Source organism: Corynebacterium sp. FDAARGOS 1242, from assembly GCF_016889985.1.
GTDB classification, from domain to species: Bacteria; Actinomycetota; Actinomycetes; order Mycobacteriales; family Mycobacteriaceae; genus Corynebacterium; species Corynebacterium minutissimum_B.
This window is the reverse complement of the sequence record NZ_CP069568.1, coordinates 1814351-1831968: the sequence shown is the minus strand read 5'-3', so window position 1 is coordinate 1831968 and position 17618 is coordinate 1814351. Positions and strand designations below refer to the sequence as shown.

Sequence of the window (17618 nt, the reverse complement as noted above, 5' to 3'; positions counted from 1 at the left end):
CATAACTGCAAAGGAGAAATACCATGTCTGAGACCCCAGAGATCCGCAAGGGCCTGTACGGCGTTGTCGTTGATGAGACCGCCATTTCCAAGGTCGTCCCGGAGACCAACTCCCTGACCTACCGCGGCTACCCGGTCCAGGAGCTCGCCCGCTACTGCTCGTTCGAGGAAGTGGCGTACCTGCTGTGGAACGGCGAGCTGCCGAACCAAGGTGAGCTCGTGCGCTTCTCCGCTCGTGAGAAGGCACTGCGCCACCTAGACCGCCACCTCATTGATCTCATCACCTCCATGCCGAAGTCCTGCCACCCGATGGACGTTCTGCGCACGGCAGTCTCCTTCATTGGTTCCCAGGACCCGGAGGAGTACACCAAGGACTCCGAGCACATCCGCCGCACCGCGCTGGAGCTCATGGCGAAGCTGCCGACCATCGTCGCACTCGATATCCGCCGCCGTCGCGGTGAGGGCTACATCGAGCCTTCCCGCAAGAAGGGCTTTGCGGAAAACTTCCTGTGGATGGTCTTTGGTGAGGAGGAAGGTTCCCCGGCACTGTCGCGCTCCGATATTGAGGCCTTCGATAAGTCCCTCATCCTCTACGCTGAGCACTCCTTCAACGCCTCCACCTTCGCCGGCCGCGTGGTGACCTCGACGATGTCGGATACCTACTCCGCCGTCACTGCCGCCATCGGCGCTCTGAAGGGCCCGCTGCATGGAGGTGCCAACGAGGCCGTGATGAAGAACTTCCTCGAGATTGGTGACCCTGCCAAGGCCGAGGAGTGGACGCTCAACAAGCTCAAGAACAAGGAGCTTGTCATGGGCTTCGGCCACCGCGTGTACAAGAACGGTGACTCCCGCGTTCCGACCATGGAGGCAGCCTTCCGCGAGCTGGCCAAGGACCACGGCCAGGAGCAGTGGGTGGAGATGTACGAAATCATGGCCAAGACCATGTACGAGAACACCTCCATCAAGATCCAGCCAAACCTGGACTTCCCGGCTGGCCCTGCGTACCACATCCTGGGCTTCGACATTGAGTTCTTCACCCCGATCTTCGTGATGGCCCGCATCACCGGCTGGACCGCACACATCGTGGAGCAGAACGAGAACAACTCCCTCATCCGCCCGCTGTCTGCCTACAACGGCAAGGAGCAGCGCTCCGTGCCGCCGAAGGAAATCTAGTTAGCGGTTGCGCTTGACGACGGGCGCTGTAAGTAGCGAAGGCATGTCATACCAACGCCACTTGCAGCGCCCAGTGCTATTGCGCCCGCGGCAACAAGAAGAGCCTTCCAATCGATGGCAAAGGTGAGTCCATCTCCCATTGCGTAAACCATTCCGGCGAGTGGGAGGATTCCAGCGAGACAGCCGGCAATGATCGCAGTACATGCCAGTGTGGCCGTCGTGAGCACAACAATTTTTAAATGCCAGGAAGAATCGAGGCCCAATACTCTGAAGGTGGTCTGGATTGCTTCGGTAGCGCGAGCAAGTTGGCGCGAGAAAACAAAGGTTACGGCTAACGCGCTGAGCAGCGCGGCCGCCAAGCTGATATAGAATGCCCGCGGTGTCGAAGAGGTTTGAACCAGCGGCAGTAAAACGAGCTCGTGGGGGATATGGGCTTGTGCAGCGCTATCAAGAAAGCGCTTTTCTTCGTCTTCTTTGAGCCCCGTAAAGACCCACTGTGTCCCACGTGCCGGTGCGTTGAGTTTCTGCGCCGTGGATTCGAGGATAAACCCTCCAGCTAGTTTCTCCCAGTGAGGTCCAAAATCCGTGCTCAGCGCTGGAAGTGATGTAGGGTCCGAGTTTCCGCTTGTGCCGATTGAAACGTGCTCATGGTTGATGAATCGGTTATCGCGGACCAAAGCTCCCGTCTTAAGAACAACTTTTTCATGGTCCGTGAGCTCTCGGCCTAAGAGCTGCTCTACGTCATGAACGGATTCGACGGTCAGTACGCCAAAGGTTCCCGACATCTCCGTGGGCATGTCTAGCGTGGCCTGGACATAAGAGACTCGAACTGGGGCGGGAACGCCCAACGCGTGGGCTACGTGCTGAACGGATTCAGCACGTGTGGAAAGCCCGTTATCTGTTTTCTCTAGAATGTGTGCCTGGTTAGGGGCAATCGTTGACGTCAAACTGTCATTCTCACTGGCTGTGAAACTGGCTGACATCGAACTGCTAAACACGGCGGTTCCCATGCACAGGACCAACAACGTCAGACCCGTGCCAATAAGCTGTCGGTGCTTCTCTGCAAATCTCAGGGCCACGCCTGCTGGAGTGTAGGGCCGGCTGGTTCGCGGACAGCGTGCGAGAAGAAGGGAAAAGACGATGCACAATGCCACGGTTGGCAATGGCGCCCAAGTTTCGAACACGTCTGGCCCCAGCAGTGCTGAAGCGACCGTAAAGAGGGCGGCCACAAGGACAATAGCAATAGCACTCCAACGCAAGAATGATGCCGATAGGCCCGGCAGCGGGATGTCTTTCCAGAACGGATGCGGCTGGGTCGACGGCGCGGTGGCAATACCGCCAATCAGGAGTGCTGCTAGCGAGCTAGCGAGAAGAAGCACTAACCATTTCCACGGAATGAGGACTCCAGGATCAGGCAACCCTGCAAGTCCCGAAATGAAAGGGCGCACGCATTGCGCCAGGCCTGCACCTACAACGAGGCCTACGACGGAGTACATCAGGGCTGAACGAAGCAGGGTGGATGTGCTGGACTTCCACAACAGGAAGGGCGAGATTCCTAGCTCGAAGAACCGCCGGTTCAACGGGTGAAGAACTAGGTACGTGACTCGCCACAAAAAGAGGATCAAAGCACACGGTATGACAATGGCGAACAGGCCGAAGAAGAAAGAATAGCTATCGGCGAACCCTGAAGGCGGCGTGGCGAGCAGGCTTTCGCGGGTGAGGAGTGAGGTCGAGAAAGCGTCGTCAAGCGCGGCGCGATCAACGAGGTTTGTAGTTTCGAGCTGACGGCTAATGAAGTCGGTGAGCTCGGCAGGAGTCGTTCCTTCGGAACCGAACGCAATCGGCCGGACCGAAGCGGAGGTCATGGAATAAGCGTCGGCGTCGATGGTGTTCCATGTTCCCGATGCGCCGTACACCGCTTTCTCCTGGCTGTGGAAGGAATTCGATACAACGCCAACGATGCGGAGCGGTAGCGTGCCGTTGAATGCAGTTGTGTTCTCTCCGAGGCTAAGGTTAACGTCCTCAGTGACGATTACTTCCCCGGGGGCGCTTGGCCAATGGCCCTGAACCAATGCCAACCCAAAATCGGGAGCTTGCTCTTCCCAGTGAGACTCCTTGTAGACAAGGGAAGCTGATGGATTGCTATCGACATAGAGATCGTAAGTCTCGAGTTGGGTAGTAAAGCCCCTCTCTGGGGAATCAAGTTGCGGCAGCGTCTGTTCAACCACGCCCGCCCGCGTGTACACAGGCACGTCCACCCGCACGGCGTTGTTTCCCAATTCTGACTGCGCCTTCTGCTGCGGGGACAATGTCATGAAGAGATCAGCCGATACAGCAAATGCGAATAATCCTAAGCACACTGCGATTGCTGCTGCGCCGAAACGATACCGTTTCGACGAATGCACGACTTTCGTGATTAGTTCATTGAGCATGTGGGGCTGCTTTCCCAAGCTGGCCGTCGATCAGCGTGTAGGCCGTGCCGCAATAGTCCAACATGATGGGGTCGTGGCTGGTCGCTATCACGGTTGTGCCGGTTGATGCGAGCTTTTTGAATAGTTGAAAAATGCCATGGGAGTTCTCGGAATCGAGCGCAGCAGACGGCTCATCAGCCAAGAGAATTCGCCGGTTTCCAGACAGTGCTCGGGCGATTCCTACTCTTTGGCACTGGCCGCGCGACATCTCTGCGGGAAATCGTTGAGCGAGTTCTGCAAGTCCTACTTGGGCTAATGCCTCGGAAGCCTTATCGTGCGCCGTCGTCTCATCGACACCCGCTGCGGCAAGCACAAGCATGACATTTTCGAGCGCGGTGAGTTCGTTCATTAATAGGTCGTCTTGGTGGACGAAGCCGATTGTGTTGCGGCGCAAGGCGAGTAGTTCCTTGGGAGCAGCGGTGGATACACAGGTATCGAAGACCGAGATCGAGCCTTCATCGATAGGTAGAAGACCTGCAACCGCGCGCAGGAGAGTGGTTTTGCCGGAGCCGCTCTTTCCTGAAATGCCGAGAAACTCGCCTTCATCAACCTCGAGGCTTGTGCCTTTGAGAACATGCGTGCGCTGGGCACCTTCGCCCAAATACTTGTGGACGTTAGAAATAGTGACTGAATTCATGAGCTCTTTACAGTAGGGAAGCCCGCGCCATGCTCGTTGGCCGAGGCTCGGGTGGGAACAGGAATGGCTGGTGGCGAGAACGCAACCTACAGTTGGTATCCATCACCACTGCGGGTCCTTCGGAAATGGAGGATGAGGTTGGTTTATGTACTTTATCGAAATATTGCAACCCTGAAGAAGGCATGTCAAGAGGTTTATATCTTTTTGAAAGGGAAGTAATTTCCGCTCGCTTCGGTTCTGAAGTGATGTGGGTTGGGGTGTCAATGGCGTGCAAAGCGAGTCTAGGAAGAAACTAAACAATTTCTGTTGACCTATATGTCGAATTCCGCCTCACGTGAGTACGAAGGGCACTACTCTGAGATCTGTATCGTGCTTATCTGAAAGGATTACTCCCAGTGTCTGATACCGCCCACAAATCCTTCTCCAAGGTCTTGGTGGCAAACCGCGGCGAAATTGCCGTGCGTGCTTTCCGTGCGGCCTTCGAGGTTGGTGCCAAGACGGTCGCCATTTACCCTAAGGAAGACCGCAACTCCTTCCACCGCGCGTTCGCTAATGAGGCAGTGCGCATCGGTACCGAAGGCCAGCCGGTCAAGGCTTACCTGGACATCAATGAGGTGATTCGCGCTGCCAAGAAGTCCGGTGCGGATGCCATTTACCCAGGCTATGGCTTCCTCTCTGAGCGTGCGGATCTGGCCCGCGCATGCCGCGACAACGGCATAAAGTTTATAGGCCCCACCGCTGAGACCCTGGACCTGACCGGTGACAAGGCTGCCGCTGTGGCTGCAGCTGAGGAGGCGGGTCTGCCGACTCTGAAGGACTCGAAGCCTTCGACGGACGTCGACAAGCTGGCGGAATACTCCAAGGACTTTGAGTTCCCCGTCTTCGTAAAGGCCGTTGCCGGCGGTGGCGGCCGCGGTATGCGCTTCATTGAGAACGAGGCGGAGCTGAAGACCAAGTGTGCGGAGGCTTCCCGCGAGGCGGAGGCCGCTTTCGGTGATGGCAACGTCTACCTTGAGACCGCGGTGATTCGCCCGCAGCACATTGAGGTGCAGATTCTGGCTGACTCCCAGGGCAACGTCATGCACCTGTATGAGCGTGACTGCTCCGTGCAGCGTCGCCACCAGAAGGTCGTGGAGATTGCCCCGGCACCGACGCTGGACCCGGAGCTGCGAGACCGCATCTGTGCGGACGCCGTGAAGTTCTGTGAGCACATCAACTACGAAGGCGCCGGTACCGTTGAGTTCCTCGTTGATGAGAAGGGCAACCACGTCTTCATCGAAATGAACCCGCGCGTGCAGGTCGAGCACACCGTGACCGAGGAGGTCACGGGCGTGGACATTGTGAAGTCCCAGATGCAGATTGCCGCGGGCTTTTCCCTAGACGAGCTGGGGCTCAAGCAGGAAGACATCCACATCAACGGCGCGGCCCTGCAGTGCCGTATCACTACTGAGGATCCTTCCAACGGTTTCCGTCCGGATACCGGTACGCTGACCCAGTACCGTTCGCCGGGCGGCGCGGGCGTGCGTCTCGACGGCGCAACGGCCGTCGGTGCGGAGATTTCCCCGAACTTCGACTCCCTGCTGGTGAAGATGACCTGCCGTGGTGCCACCTTCGAGCAGGCGGTATCCCGCGCCCAGCGTGCGCTTAACGAGTTCACCGTGGCCGGCGTGGCCACCAACATTGGCTTCCTGCGCGCACTGCTGCGCGAGCCGGACTTCGTCAACACCCGCGTGGACACCAGCTTCATTCCGGAGCACCCGGATCTGCTCAAGGCTCCGCCGGCCGTGGATGAGTCTGGCCGCATCATCGACTACATCGCTGACGTGACCGTCAACAAGCCGAACGGTGAGCGCCCGACCACCCTGCGCCCCTTCGATAAGCTGCCGGATCTGGACTTTAACTCCGAGCTGCCGCGCGGTTCCCGCGATGAATTGCTGGAGCTCGGCCCGAAGAAGTGGGCAGAAAAGATCCGTAAGCAGGATGCTCTGGCGGTCACCGATACCACCTTCCGCGATGCTCACCAGTCCCTGCTGGCCACCCGCGTGCGCGGTACCGCTCTGGTCACGGCTGCTGAGGCCGTAGCCCGCATGACCCCGGAGCTCTACTCCGTCGAGGCTTGGGGCGGTGCCACCTACGACGTGGCTATGCGCTTCCTCAAGGAAGACCCGTGGGTCCGCCTGGACCTGCTGCGTGAGGCCATGCCGAACCAGAACATCCAGATGCTGCTGCGCGGCCGCAACACCGTGGGCTACTCGCCCTACTCCAATGATGTCTGCAATGGCTTCGTCCAGGAAGCAGCCAAGTCCGGCGTGGATGTCTTCCGCATCTTCGACGCGCTGAACGACGTTACCCAGATGCGCCCGGCTATCGACGCCGTCCTGGAGACCAACACCACCGTGGCCGAGGTTGCCATGGCTTACTCCGGCGACATGTGCTCCCCGGATGAGAAGCTCTACACGCTGGATTACTACCTCAAGCTGGCCGAGGAGATCGTCAACACCGGCGCCCACGTCTTGGCCATCAAGGACATGGCGGGTCTGCTGCGTCCGGAGTCCGCATCCAAGCTGGTCATGGCCCTGCGCAAGGAGTTCGACCTGCCGGTGCACGTGCACACGCACGATACCGCTGGTGGCCAGCTGGCCACCTACTACGCGGCAGCGCTTTCTGGTGCCGACATTGTCGACGGTGCCTCCGCACCGTTGGCAGGCACCACCTCCCAGCCTTCACTGTCCGCCATCATCGCGGCGTTCTCGAACTCCTCGCGTGATACCGGTATCTCCCTCAAGGCAGTCTCCGACCTAGAGCCGTACTGGGAGGCAGTGCGCCAGCTCTACCACCCGTTCGAGAAGGGTATTCCGGGACCGACCGGCCGCGTCTACCGCCACGAGATTCCGGGCGGCCAGCTGTCCAACCTGCGTGCGCAGGCTACCGCGCTGGGCTTGGAGGACCGCTTCGAGATCATCGAGGACACCTACGCAGCGGTGAACGAGATGCTCGGCCGCCCGACCAAGGTGACCCCGTCCTCCAAGGTGGTCGGTGACCTCGCCCTGCACCTCGTGGGCGCTGGCGTGGATCCGGCTGACTTTGAGGCTAATCCCACCAAGTACGACATTCCGGATTCCGTCATCGCCTTCCTACGTGGTGAGCTTGGTACGCCTCCGGGTGGCTGGCCGCCGCTGCGCGACAAGGTCCTCGAGGGCCGCGCGCCTGGCGACGTCACCGTGAAGCCAGTTCCGGAAGAAGAGAAGGCTCATCTAGCCTCGGATGATTCCACCGAGCGCCGCGCTTCCCTTAACCGCCTTCTTTTCCCGAAGCAGTTCGAGGAGTTCAACGAGTTCCGCCGCACCTTTGGCAATACCGAGGCGCTGACGGATACTGTCTTCTTCTACGGTCTGGAAGAAGGAAAAGACTACATCGTTCACTACTTCCCGGAGGGCTCCACCGACCGCGCGGATCTTAAGCCCGTCACCTTGCGTCTTGACGCGATGGGCGAGCCGGACGAGAAGGGCATCCGCAACGTGGTGCTCAACGTCAACGGCCAGATCCGCCCGCTCAAGGTGCGCGACAACAACGTCGAGTCCACCGTTGCCACCGTGGAGAAGGCTGACCCGTCCAACGATGGCCACGTGGCCGCACCGTTCGCTGGAGTGGTCAACCCGACCGCCAAGCCTGGCGACGAGGTCAAGGCCGGCGACCAGATCGCCGTCATCGAGGCCATGAAGATGGAAGCCTCCATCTCTGCCACCAAGGATGGCACCATCGAGCGCGTCGCCATCGGCGCCGCCACCAAGGTTGAGGGCGGCGACCTCATCGCCGTTATCAGCTAGAAGAGCCGCTAAACCCTCCTGCTTAGATAGAGCATCTAAACAGGAGGGTTTACTTTCTGTATTTAAGGGGCTAGGTCTTGTCCGGCGAGGAACGCAAGGCCATCGACCCACTGGACGTGGCCTGTCGGCGGTGGAAATCGGTCTAGTGTGATGAGTATGCAGCGTGAGCCAGCAGGAGTATGCGCGAAAGGGGCTAATTCGCGTTCCAGAGTAGATGGTTCTGAGGTGGCGTAAGCTACCTGCACGTAAAAGGTGTCATCCCCACGAGTTGCGATGAAATCTATTTCCCCGTCTGGGACTGAGCCAGTGGACACCTCATAATCTCGGCGAAGAAGCTCGAGAAACACCATATTCTCAAGGTCGTGGCCTAGGTTGAAATCACGGGAACCAAGTACGGCATTACGTAATCCTGGATCCACGAAGTAGTACTTACCGTTGCTTCGCAGCCATTGTTTTCCCTTCGTATCACGGCTACGACAGCGGTATAGCAGGTGGGCGTCCTCCATCAACTCGAGGTAGCGGTCGATGGTTTCAGAGGAGCTAGCGTATCCATCTGCTTTAAGGACTCCCCGGATTCGGCGGGTGGATAGTTCTGAACCAGAATTATCGAAGATGAACTGAGCAAGCCGTAGGAACGTTGATGTATCACGGATTTGGCCACGAAGAGCGATGTCTCGGGTAAAAATTGAATCGAAAAGTGCCCGATTGAAATCTGAGGCAACTCCGACATCGTTTGCCAACACACTTGCAGGGAACCCGCCGATTCGCATCCACGCCGAAAAGTCTTCGGCAGTCGGAATCGTTGGCGGTGATTTTTCACGATGGGCGAAGGCAGCGAACTCGCTCAATGACAAGGGGAGCATTCGAAGCTCTATGTAGCGGCCGGCAAGATATGTAAGGGATTCGCCAGCAAACATCGAGGCATTCGAACCAGTGAGAGTGATTTCGAGCTCATCATTGAGTCTTAGCGAGTTAATGATTCGTGCCCAGTCTTCGAGCTCTTGCACTTCGTCGACATGGAGATAACGAAGCCCTTGGCCTAGGGCTTCCTCGACGAAAGTGTGAAAGGCATGCGGCTCACGGAGCCGATCATTACGTGCGTCCTCAAAATTGATGACGAGAATGTCCTCGGCAGGCACTCCCGAGTTGAGTAGATCCTGTCGATATAAGGAAAGCAGTGCGGACTTTCCGCAGCGACGTACGCCCGTGACTATACGGACAAGGTCGCGATCCTCGATCGCGTGCAATTTTGCAAGATAGTTCGGGCGAGGAATGAGGTCAGACATAGTGTCGAGTATAGTCGACACTTTTAGAAGAAACCGAGGAAGTGTCGAGTATAGTCGACACCTTTTGTCGGCTTGCGTACTAGAAGCGCTTGAGCATCACGTGGGCATCCGGGCGGCCGGGGACATCGATGTCGACGAAGCCTTCGGATTCATACAGCTTGCGAGCGCTGGTGTTCTCCGGCTCAATCCACAGCGATACAGCGGGAGCCTCCTGTGCCTCGGCGAGATCGCAGGTGTTGCGCAGGAGGCGTCGCCCAGCGCCTAGGCCCCTGTAACGGGACTCCACGGCAAGAAAGAGCTCGGGGATTTCCTCCGGATCTAGCTCGGTGGCCCACTGGGATTCATCAAAGGGATCCGCTTCCGGATTGCCGGTGTAGGCAGCACCCTTAGCCTCGGTGGTGTAATAGCGCAGCCACGCACCGCCGACGGGGACACGGTGGCTGGAAACGGCGATGACGCCGCCGTCGACATGGGGCGACCATTCATCGACGTACAGCCCAACGTCAGGCGTGTGGAAATCCCCGATATGGGCGTCCTCGTCACCGAGGACATCGGCGAGGAAAAGGAGGCGGGAGAGGTAGGTACGGTCGTGCTCCTTGGCCAACCGTACGCCGAACTCGGAATCGTTAACGCTCATGCCTTCCGAGGCTACTTGATCTCGGAATTTAGGAAATCACTGAGCGGTTCGAGTGGTGGTGGCGTATTCCACTGGCTATCCTGACGCGCCATTTCTGCATCCCCCCCGGAGTGAAAAATCAGCACCCCGGTAAGTAGTATTCAGCGGGTCAGTAACCCGGAGCAGCGCTCCACCGGGGTATCACGTACAAAGAGTACGTAACGTTGCCGACTGAAGCAAGGTTATTGCAGTGCTCCCTGGCCGCAAGGAAGCATCGGCAAATTACTTGATCTCCAGAATCGGCTCGCCTTTGTTGATCTGCGTGCCGGTGGACACCTTGAGGTCAGTCACGGTACCGGACTTGTGGGCCTTGACGGGGTTTTCCATCTTCATGGCCTCGAGGACGACGACGACCTCACCCTCCTCGACTTCCTGGCCCTCTTCGACGGCGACCTTGATGACGCTGCCCTGCATCGGCGCGGTCACGGCGTCGCCGGACACGTTTGCCGCCGCGCCCTTCCCGCGACGCTTCTTCGACTTCTTGCGCTTGTTGCCCCCACCCAAGAGCAGGTTACCCGGCAGGGCCACCTCGATGCGGCGGCCTCCGACCTCGACGACGAACTTCTGGGAGGCATCCTGTTCCTCGTCTTCGGGAACGTCGGCGGTGTCGGTGTACTCGGGCAGCTCGTTGACCCACTCTTCCTCGATCCACTTGGTGTAGACCGTGAAGTTGCCGTCCTCGGCGGTGAAGGCAGGATCGGTAAGGATTGCCTGGTGGAAGGGGATAACCGTGGGCAGGCCCTCGATACGATACTCAGACAGGGCGCGGCGGGCACGCTCAATGGCGGTGGCGCGGTCCGGGCCCCAAACGATGAGCTTGGCCAGCATGGAATCGAACTGGCCGCCAATGACGGAACCTTCACGCACGCCGGAGTCCATACGAACACCGGGGCCAGAAGGCTCGGAGTAGGAGACGATGGTTCCGGGGGCCGGCATGAAGCCCGCGGCGGCGTCTTCGCCGTTAATGCGGAATTCGATGGCGTGGCCGTGCGGTGCCGGGTCCTCGGAGATAGAGAGCTCACGGCCCTCGGCGATGCGGAACTGCTCGCGAACCAGATCGAAGCCGGTGGTTTCCTCGGTAACGGGGTGTTCCACCTGGAGGCGTGTGTTGACCTCAAGGAAGGAGATGAGACCGTCAGAGCCGACGAGGTACTCCACGGTGCCCGCGCCGTAGTAGCCGGCCTCGCGGCAGATGCGCTTTGCTGACTCGTGGATGGAGGCGCGTTGCTCATCGGTGAGGAAGGGGGCAGGGGCTTCTTCGACGAGCTTCTGGAAGCGGCGCTGTAAGGAGCAGTCGCGGGTTCCCATAACGACGACGTTGCCGTGCTGGTCAGCCAAGACCTGTGCCTCAACGTGGCGGGCCTTATCCAGGTAGCGCTCCACAAAGCACTCGCCGCGGCCGAAAGCGGTGACGGCTTCACGTGTGGCGGACTCGTAGAGGTCCTTGATCTCCTCGCGGGTGTGGGCCACCTTCATGCCGCGGCCACCGCCGCCGAAGGCGGCCTTGATGGCAACGGGGAGGCCGTGCTCATCAGCGAAGGCCTCGACCTCCTCCGCGCTGGCAACGGGATCCTTGGTGCCCGGGGCCATAGGGGCATCGGCACGCTCGGCGATGTGGCGGGCGGTGACCTTGTCACCCAACTCCGCAATGGATTTCGGCGACGGGCCAATCCAGATCAGGCCGGCATCGATGACCGCTTGGGCAAAGTCGGCGTTCTCAGAGAGGAAGCCATAGCCGGGGTGGATGGCGTCGGCGCCGGACTTGGAGGCGGCGTCGAGAAGCTTGGTGAAGTCGAGGTACGACTCTGCGGAGTTCTGGCCGCCGAGGGCAAAGGCTTCGTCGGCAAGCGTGACGAATGGGGCATCGGCGTCAGGCTCTGCGTAGACGGCTACGGATGCAATGCCCGCGTCGCGGGCCGCACGGATAATGCGGACCGCAATCTCACCGCGGTTGGCCACGAGGACCTTGGTGATGTTCTTGGTTTCAACTGCCACGGCAGGAACCCTCCTCCATGATTTCTGATAGGACTGCGTACTATTCTTGCACACCAAAACATGAGGATACCGTCACATCTTGGTTTCGTGTCAAAAAATAAACCCGCACCGGTAAAGATGCGGGTTCATTTCGGCGTGTTGTTAGCGCTCAACCGGCATACGCACCATGTTGCCCCACTCGGCCCAGGAACCGTCGTAGACGCGCGGGTTGTCGAAGCCAAGCAGGTATTTAAGGACAAACCACGTGTGGGCCGCCTGGGCGCCAACGTGGGAGTAGAGGATGGTCTCGGTCGCTGGCTCGAGCTCGCCGTAGTTGACCTTGAGCTCGCTGAGCGCGCGGAAGCAACCGTTGGGGTAGACCGCACGGTCCCATTCGAGGTTTGCTGCACCAGGGATGTGGCCGTAGGTCATCGTGGTGCCGTAGGGTGACTCGCCATTGCCGGATTCGCGGGTAGCTTCGCCGCAGAATTCCTCTGGGCTGCGGGTATCTACCAACGTGGCTTCTGAGGAGCGCAGTTCGTCAACGAAGACGCGTGCGGAATCGTCGCGGGTGACCTCGGGGTAGGAGGAGGTGGTGGGCTCGGGCACCATGAAAGAGGTATCGCGTTCTTCAGACATCCAGGCGTCACGTCCGCCGTCCAGTAGCCGGACGTCCGGGTGGCCGTATAGTTCGAAGACCCACAGGGCGAAGGCGGCCCACCAGTTGGACTTATCGCCGTACAGGACGACGGTGTCGTCGCGCTCGATGCCCTTGGAGCGAAGAAGCTCGGCGAAAGCTTCTTCATCGATGATGTCTCGCGTGGTGCTATCGAGCAGTTCCGTCTGGAAATTAATACGGATGGCGGTTGGGATGTGGCCAATGTCGTAGAGGAGAGAATCCTCATCGACTTCGACGACGCGTAGGCCATTGACGCCCAGACGCGCGGATAGCCACGGGGCGGAAACGAGACGCTCGGGGTGCGCGTACTCCTGGAAAGGGGGATTCGGGTCGAACTCGGCCACGGTCCACCTACCTTTCTCGTTGCGAGGGGGACGGTCGTTTCAACCTTAGCGTGCTTCGCACATAAGTGGTCACTTAAGAGAAACTTTTGTGGTGTTGGATACATTTAGCTAGTGACATTTTCCACGGTGCAGGCACTGGTTATAACAAGAGCGCTGGTCAGGGGCTTTGCGGGGCGGATGAGCACGCCTTTTAGTGAAAAATGCTTGTTCAGCGCGCGACGCAAACCTGGGTTATTTTAAGAGGTGACCCCCACATAAGTACCCAACGAAAGGGAATCGCTGTGCATAAGGCAATCGTCGTCTTCGAGGTTGAGGGCGGATCCGACAAGCAGATCAACGGCCACCGCAAGGACACCATGCCCATCGTCGACAGCATCAAGGATGCTGGCTGGCACGCAGAGGTAGTTTTCTACCGCCCCGAGTGGTCTGAGCAGCTCTTCGAGTACGTCTCTGAGAACTTCGATGCCTACATTTCCCGCGTCAACCCGGGCAACATTCCGGGCGGCGAGAAGGGCTACTTCGACCTGCTCACCAAGCTGTCTGAGGCCGGCCTGGTTGGCATGTCCACGCCGTACGAGATGATGGCTTACGGCGCTAAGGACGCCTTGGTTAAGCTCAACGACACCGACCTTGTGCCGTCCGACACCGCTGCCTACTACGACGTCGAGTCCTTCCACAACACGTTCCCGACCTCCCTGTCCTACGGCGAGCGCGTGCTCAAGCAGAACCGTGGTTCAACTGGCTCCGGCATCTGGCGTGTGCGCCTGGCTGACGAAAAGCTGGCCGAGTCCGTCGAGCCGGGCACCGCACTGCCGCTCGACACCAAGATCAAGTGCACCGAGGCTGTGGACAACCACACCGAGGAGCGCGAGCTTGGCGAATTCATGGACTTCTGCGACCAGTACATCATCGGTGACAACGGCATGCTCGTGGATATGCGCTTCATGCCACGCATCGTTGAAGGCGAGATCCGCATCCTTCTCGTTGGCCCGGACCCAGTCTTCGTGGTGCACAAGAAGCCGGCTGAGGGCGGCGACGCCTTCTCCGCCACCCTGTTCTCTGGTGCCAAGTACACCTACCAGAAGCCGGAGGAGTGGCAGGAGCTCGTCGACATGTTCGCTGAGGTCCGACCGGTCATCGCTGAGAAGCTCGGCGGCGACAACATCCCGCTGATTTGGACCGCAGACTTCATGCTGGCTGACGGCGAGAACGGCGAGGACACCTACGTCCTTGGTGAAATCAACTGCTCCTGCGTGGGCTTTACCTCTGAGCTTGACATGGGCATCCAGGAGAAGGTGGCCGCTGAAGCCATCAAGCGCGTTGAGGCCAAGCACGCCTAAGCGTTCATCCGTGAATCCCTCGCCTTCGGCGGGGGATTTTCTTGTTTTGGGGCTTAGGGTGGATTCCAGCGTTGTGGGGCGCGTTCCCCAATGAGCGCTGCCAGTGAGCCGGATCTCAGGTACCTTCGGAGAAGTAAGAATTACACGAATGTGTACAGCTCTGCGATTTTCTCTGTGAAAGGACAACCGAGCGATGACTAACCCCAACCAGTTCGGCGAGAACGGCGACAACAACGATCCTTCCAACCAGGGTTTTGGTGGCGGCTTCGGCAGCGGCTTTGGCTCTGATTTCAACCCGAGCAATCCGGCGCCGGACCATTCCGCTGAGGGCTCCGCCGCAGCAGAGAACGGTTCCGCCACCGACAATTCCCAGCAGGGTTTCGGTGAAGGCTTTGGCAGTGGCTACGGCAATGACAATGCTGCTGCTGGTTGGGGCTACCCGGGTGCTCAGTCCAACTCCAACTCTGGCTTTGGTTGGGGCGGACAGGCTGGGTACGGCGATTACTCCCAGACTCCGTCTGAGCCTGCACAGACCAATGAGCCTGCTGATTCCGCTGCATCTGCGGATTCTGACTCCTCGTTCTCTGCGTCTTCCTCCTCTTCGGTGTCCGCCTCGTCTGATTCTGCGTTCGCCTCAGAGACTGCAGCACGTGACTCGGCTTCTTCCGACGCAGGAGCGTCTTTTGGTGATTCCGGTTCTGCTGTACCAGCTTCCGAGTCTTATGGGTCGGCTCAGGGCGCTTCCTACGACTCTTCCCAGGGCTTCGGTGCGGAGTCTTCCTCCAGCAATGCCGAAGGTGCCGCCAACTCCTCGAACGCTGACTACTCTGCACGTTCCGCTGACTATGGCTCGTCCAACCAGAGCTTTGGCGCTCAGAACGCAAGCTTCGGCAGCTCTTCGGCCTCCGGTCAGGGCTATGGCTTCGGCGGCCAGCAGCAGACGGAGAGCTTCGGTGCTCAAGCCTCTCAGGATTTCCAGGCAGCCCAGTCGTTTGAGTCCGCACAGGGCGAGCAAGCCAACCAGAACGCAGGTTTCGGCGGCTTTTCCCAGCAGCAGGGCTTTGCCGCACAGAACAACGGCTTTGGTGACGCGCAGAACAACGGATTCGGTGAGCAGCCGCAGAACCAAGGCTTTGGTGACCAGAACTCTGGCTTTGGCCAGCAGGACCAGAACCAGGGCTTTGCCGTACAGAACAATGGATTCGGTGAGCAGTCACAGAACCAGGGCTTCGGCGACCAGAACTCGCCATTCGCCGCCCCGGCACCGCAGCAGAACAATCAGTCCGCCGGTTCCTCTAGCAAGGGCTCTGGCTTCTTCAGCGCGCTGTTTGATTTCTCCTTCAAGGACTTCATCACCCTGAAGTTCGCTTCTGTCATTTACATTCTCGCCGTGGCTTTTGGTGCCTTCCTATGGGCAATCGCTCTAATCGGCGCTCTCATTTCATTCTCTAACGGCTTTGGAAGTGGTTTCGCTGCGCTGTTGGGAGCCGTCATCGTCGGTGGTATCGCCTTCCTCCTTTACATCATTCAAATCCGCTTGGTCTTGGAGTTCTTCGCGGCCAACATCCGTACCGCGCAGAACACCAGTGAGCTTGTAGCCAAGGCAGAAAACGATGACAAGGAGTAAATCCTTCGCACGGTACTGACTCCGATAACAGCAATCCCCGCGACCTCGAATGTGTGAGGGCCGCGGGGATTTTTTGCTAACAGTGTGCGTGCCGAGGGTGAACCGCAGTCGCCATAAAAGGTTTCAGTCAGAAGGTTTAGGTGAGATGGTTAGCTTGGGGGCAAATAAACCATCTGCGGTCTTCTAGAAGGTTTACTTGCCCCCAAGTAAGCTTTCTGAGTCGAGCCGTTTGAGTAGAACCATGTGTAGGGCGGGGGAAACGGTGCTGAGGGAGTGAAAGCGCCGCTGGGTGGGAAAGGTAATTAGTCCAGCAAGGTTGCGACGCACTCGGGGTCGGCATCGGAGAGCATCTGGCGGATGCGGTCATACTCTGCATCTTCGCCGATAGCCTTCGCGGCGTGGCCAAGAGCAGCGATGGCACGCAGCACGCCTTGGTTGGGCTCGTGGGAGAAGGGGACTGGGCCCCAGCCCTTCCAACCATTGCCGCGCAGGCGGTCGAGGCTACGGTGGTAGCCGGTGCGCGCGTAGGCGTAGGCGGTGATGAAGTCAGTGGGCTCAGCGCCCTTGTGCTTATCCAATTCTTGCTCCGCCAGCAGTGCCCACAGCAGTGGAGAGTCTGGGTGGGCGACGATTCCCGCGGTGAGATCGGAAGTGCTGTCAGCACCCGGATCGGCGGGCAGCTTGATGGGTTTTGGGGCGAGCATGTCTTTCATTTCCATGCCGCCCCACTGTAGCCCTGTGGCGTCACGACCACCACAGGGGGCGAAACTAGAAGGATTCGCCTGACACCGGGGCTAAGCCCAGAAGTCAGAAACGTTGAGCCCAAAGGAATACAGAGCGCGGCGCAGCACCGGCAGCGAAAGCCCGATAACGGAGGAAGGATCGCCCTCAATGCGGTCGATGAACCAGCCGCCGAGGGCCTCCAAAGTGAAGGCGCCGGCGCATTCCAGCGGCTCGCCAGTGCGGGCATAGGCCTCAATATCGGTGTCCGTGGCCTGGGCAAAGCGGACCGTCGTGCGCGAGGCCTCGACGAAGCGCTTTTCGCCGTGGAGCACGCAATGCCCGGTGATGAGCTCCGCAGCGCGACCGGCCTGCGCGTGCCAGCGCTCTACGGTGGCCTCGGGGGTGTGGGGTTTGCCTTGGAGGGAGCCGTCGAGAAGCAGCATGGAATCCCCGCCCACCACGACGTCCTCGGGATAGTTGGGGGAGATGGCCTCCGCCTTCGCAGTGGCCAAGGCGCAGACGATCTCGGCGGGCTCAGCACCCGCAAGGCGCTCTTCGATGGCCCGCTCATCCACGTCGGCCGGGGCGATGACGGGCTCCACGCCGGCGCTGCGCAGGATCGACAGGCGGGACGGGGATTGGGAAGCGAGGACGAGGCGCATGCGCTTAGTAGTAGCGGACGTTGCGGAAGGCCGACGGGTTGAACACATCGCCCGGCTGGCCCCACAGGTTGCGCTCGGAGCGGGTATCGGCGGCCTTGGCGCGCGCCTCAGAATCGAGCTGGGTGAGCACCGTGGACAGTGCCGCGACCTCGGCGTCAGTAGGGTTGCCGCGCAGGACGGTAAACAGGGAATCAGACATG

The 17618-nt window shown here is 59.4% G+C and carries 13 protein-coding genes; 4 read left to right on the top strand and 9 right to left on the bottom strand.

Going from position 1 to position 17618, the window contains the following annotated elements:
- Window positions 1-23: 23 nt before the first annotated feature.
- Window positions 24-1172, top strand: coding sequence for a bifunctional 2-methylcitrate synthase/citrate synthase (locus I6J72_RS08665; protein ID WP_204098897.1), 1149 nt, complete (start codon window positions 24-26; stop codon window positions 1170-1172).
- On the opposite strand, the gene I6J72_RS08660 is transcribed toward I6J72_RS08665, so the two are convergent.
- Both I6J72_RS08660 and I6J72_RS08655 read right to left on the bottom strand, forming a co-directional pair.
- Window positions 1169-3604, bottom strand: a complete 2436-nt coding sequence (locus tag I6J72_RS08660) for a hypothetical protein (protein WP_204098896.1) — start codon at window positions 3602-3604, stop codon at window positions 1169-1171. The genes I6J72_RS08665 and I6J72_RS08660 overlap by 4 nt on opposite strands.
- Entirely contained in the window at window positions 3594-4280 is a 687-nt protein-coding gene (locus I6J72_RS08655; protein WP_204098895.1) for an ABC transporter ATP-binding protein, read from the bottom strand. The genes I6J72_RS08660 and I6J72_RS08655 overlap by 11 nt, the downstream gene beginning before the upstream one ends.
- A gap of 395 nt (window positions 4281-4675) precedes the next feature.
- Between I6J72_RS08655 and I6J72_RS08650 the strand changes: the two genes are divergently transcribed.
- Entirely contained in the window at window positions 4676-8107 is a 3432-nt protein-coding gene (locus tag I6J72_RS08650; RefSeq protein WP_204098894.1) for a pyruvate carboxylase, read from the top strand.
- A gap of 62 nt (window positions 8108-8169) precedes the next feature.
- Here I6J72_RS08650 and I6J72_RS08645 read toward each other — a convergent pair whose 3' ends face one another.
- The 4 genes from I6J72_RS08645 to I6J72_RS08630 form a co-directional block, all read right to left on the bottom strand.
- Window positions 8170-9393 carry an ATP-binding protein gene (locus I6J72_RS08645; protein ID WP_204098893.1) on the bottom strand — a complete coding sequence of 408 codons (1224 nt, stop codon included), beginning with the start codon at window positions 9391-9393 and terminating at the stop codon, window positions 8170-8172.
- 79 nt (window positions 9394-9472) lie between these two features.
- A complete protein-coding gene (locus I6J72_RS08640; protein ID WP_204098892.1) occupies window positions 9473-10030 on the bottom strand; it encodes an N-acetyltransferase in 558 nt (185 codons plus the stop codon).
- A 261-nt stretch (window positions 10031-10291) separates the two neighbouring features.
- Window positions 10292-12064: a biotin carboxylase N-terminal domain-containing protein gene (locus I6J72_RS08635; protein ID WP_204098891.1), complete on the bottom strand. Its 1773-nt coding sequence runs from the start codon at window positions 12062-12064 to the stop codon at window positions 10292-10294.
- A 141-nt stretch (window positions 12065-12205) separates the two neighbouring features.
- Window positions 12206-13066, bottom strand: a complete 861-nt coding sequence (locus tag I6J72_RS08630; RefSeq protein WP_204098890.1) for a sulfurtransferase — start codon at window positions 13064-13066, stop codon at window positions 12206-12208.
- Window positions 13067-13347: 281 nt separating this feature from the next.
- Here I6J72_RS08630 and I6J72_RS08625 point away from each other — a divergent pair, with 281 nt between their 5' ends.
- Both I6J72_RS08625 and I6J72_RS08620 read left to right on the top strand, forming a co-directional pair.
- Window positions 13348-14406, top strand: coding sequence for a Cj0069 family protein (locus tag I6J72_RS08625; protein WP_039673975.1), 1059 nt, complete (start codon window positions 13348-13350; stop codon window positions 14404-14406).
- 193 nt (window positions 14407-14599) lie between these two features.
- Window positions 14600-16033: a DUF4282 domain-containing protein gene (locus I6J72_RS08620; protein WP_204098889.1), complete on the top strand. Its 1434-nt coding sequence runs from the start codon at window positions 14600-14602 to the stop codon at window positions 16031-16033.
- Between the two features lie 302 nt (window positions 16034-16335).
- Here I6J72_RS08620 and I6J72_RS08615 read toward each other — a convergent pair whose 3' ends face one another.
- From I6J72_RS08615 to I6J72_RS08605, 3 genes are all read right to left on the bottom strand, one after another.
- On the bottom strand, window positions 16336-16752 hold the full coding sequence (locus tag I6J72_RS08615; protein ID WP_204098888.1) for a DUF3151 domain-containing protein: 417 nt from the start codon (window positions 16750-16752) through the stop codon (window positions 16336-16338).
- A gap of 75 nt (window positions 16753-16827) precedes the next feature.
- On the bottom strand, window positions 16828-17418 hold the full coding sequence (locus I6J72_RS08610) for a nucleoside triphosphate pyrophosphatase (protein WP_204098887.1): 591 nt from the start codon (window positions 17416-17418) through the stop codon (window positions 16828-16830).
- Between the two features lie 4 nt (window positions 17419-17422).
- Window positions 17423-17617 (bottom strand): acyl-CoA carboxylase subunit epsilon, encoded by a 195-nt coding sequence (locus I6J72_RS08605; RefSeq protein WP_039673984.1) that lies wholly within the window; start codon window positions 17615-17617, stop codon window positions 17423-17425.
- Window position 17618: the final 1 nt, after the last annotated feature.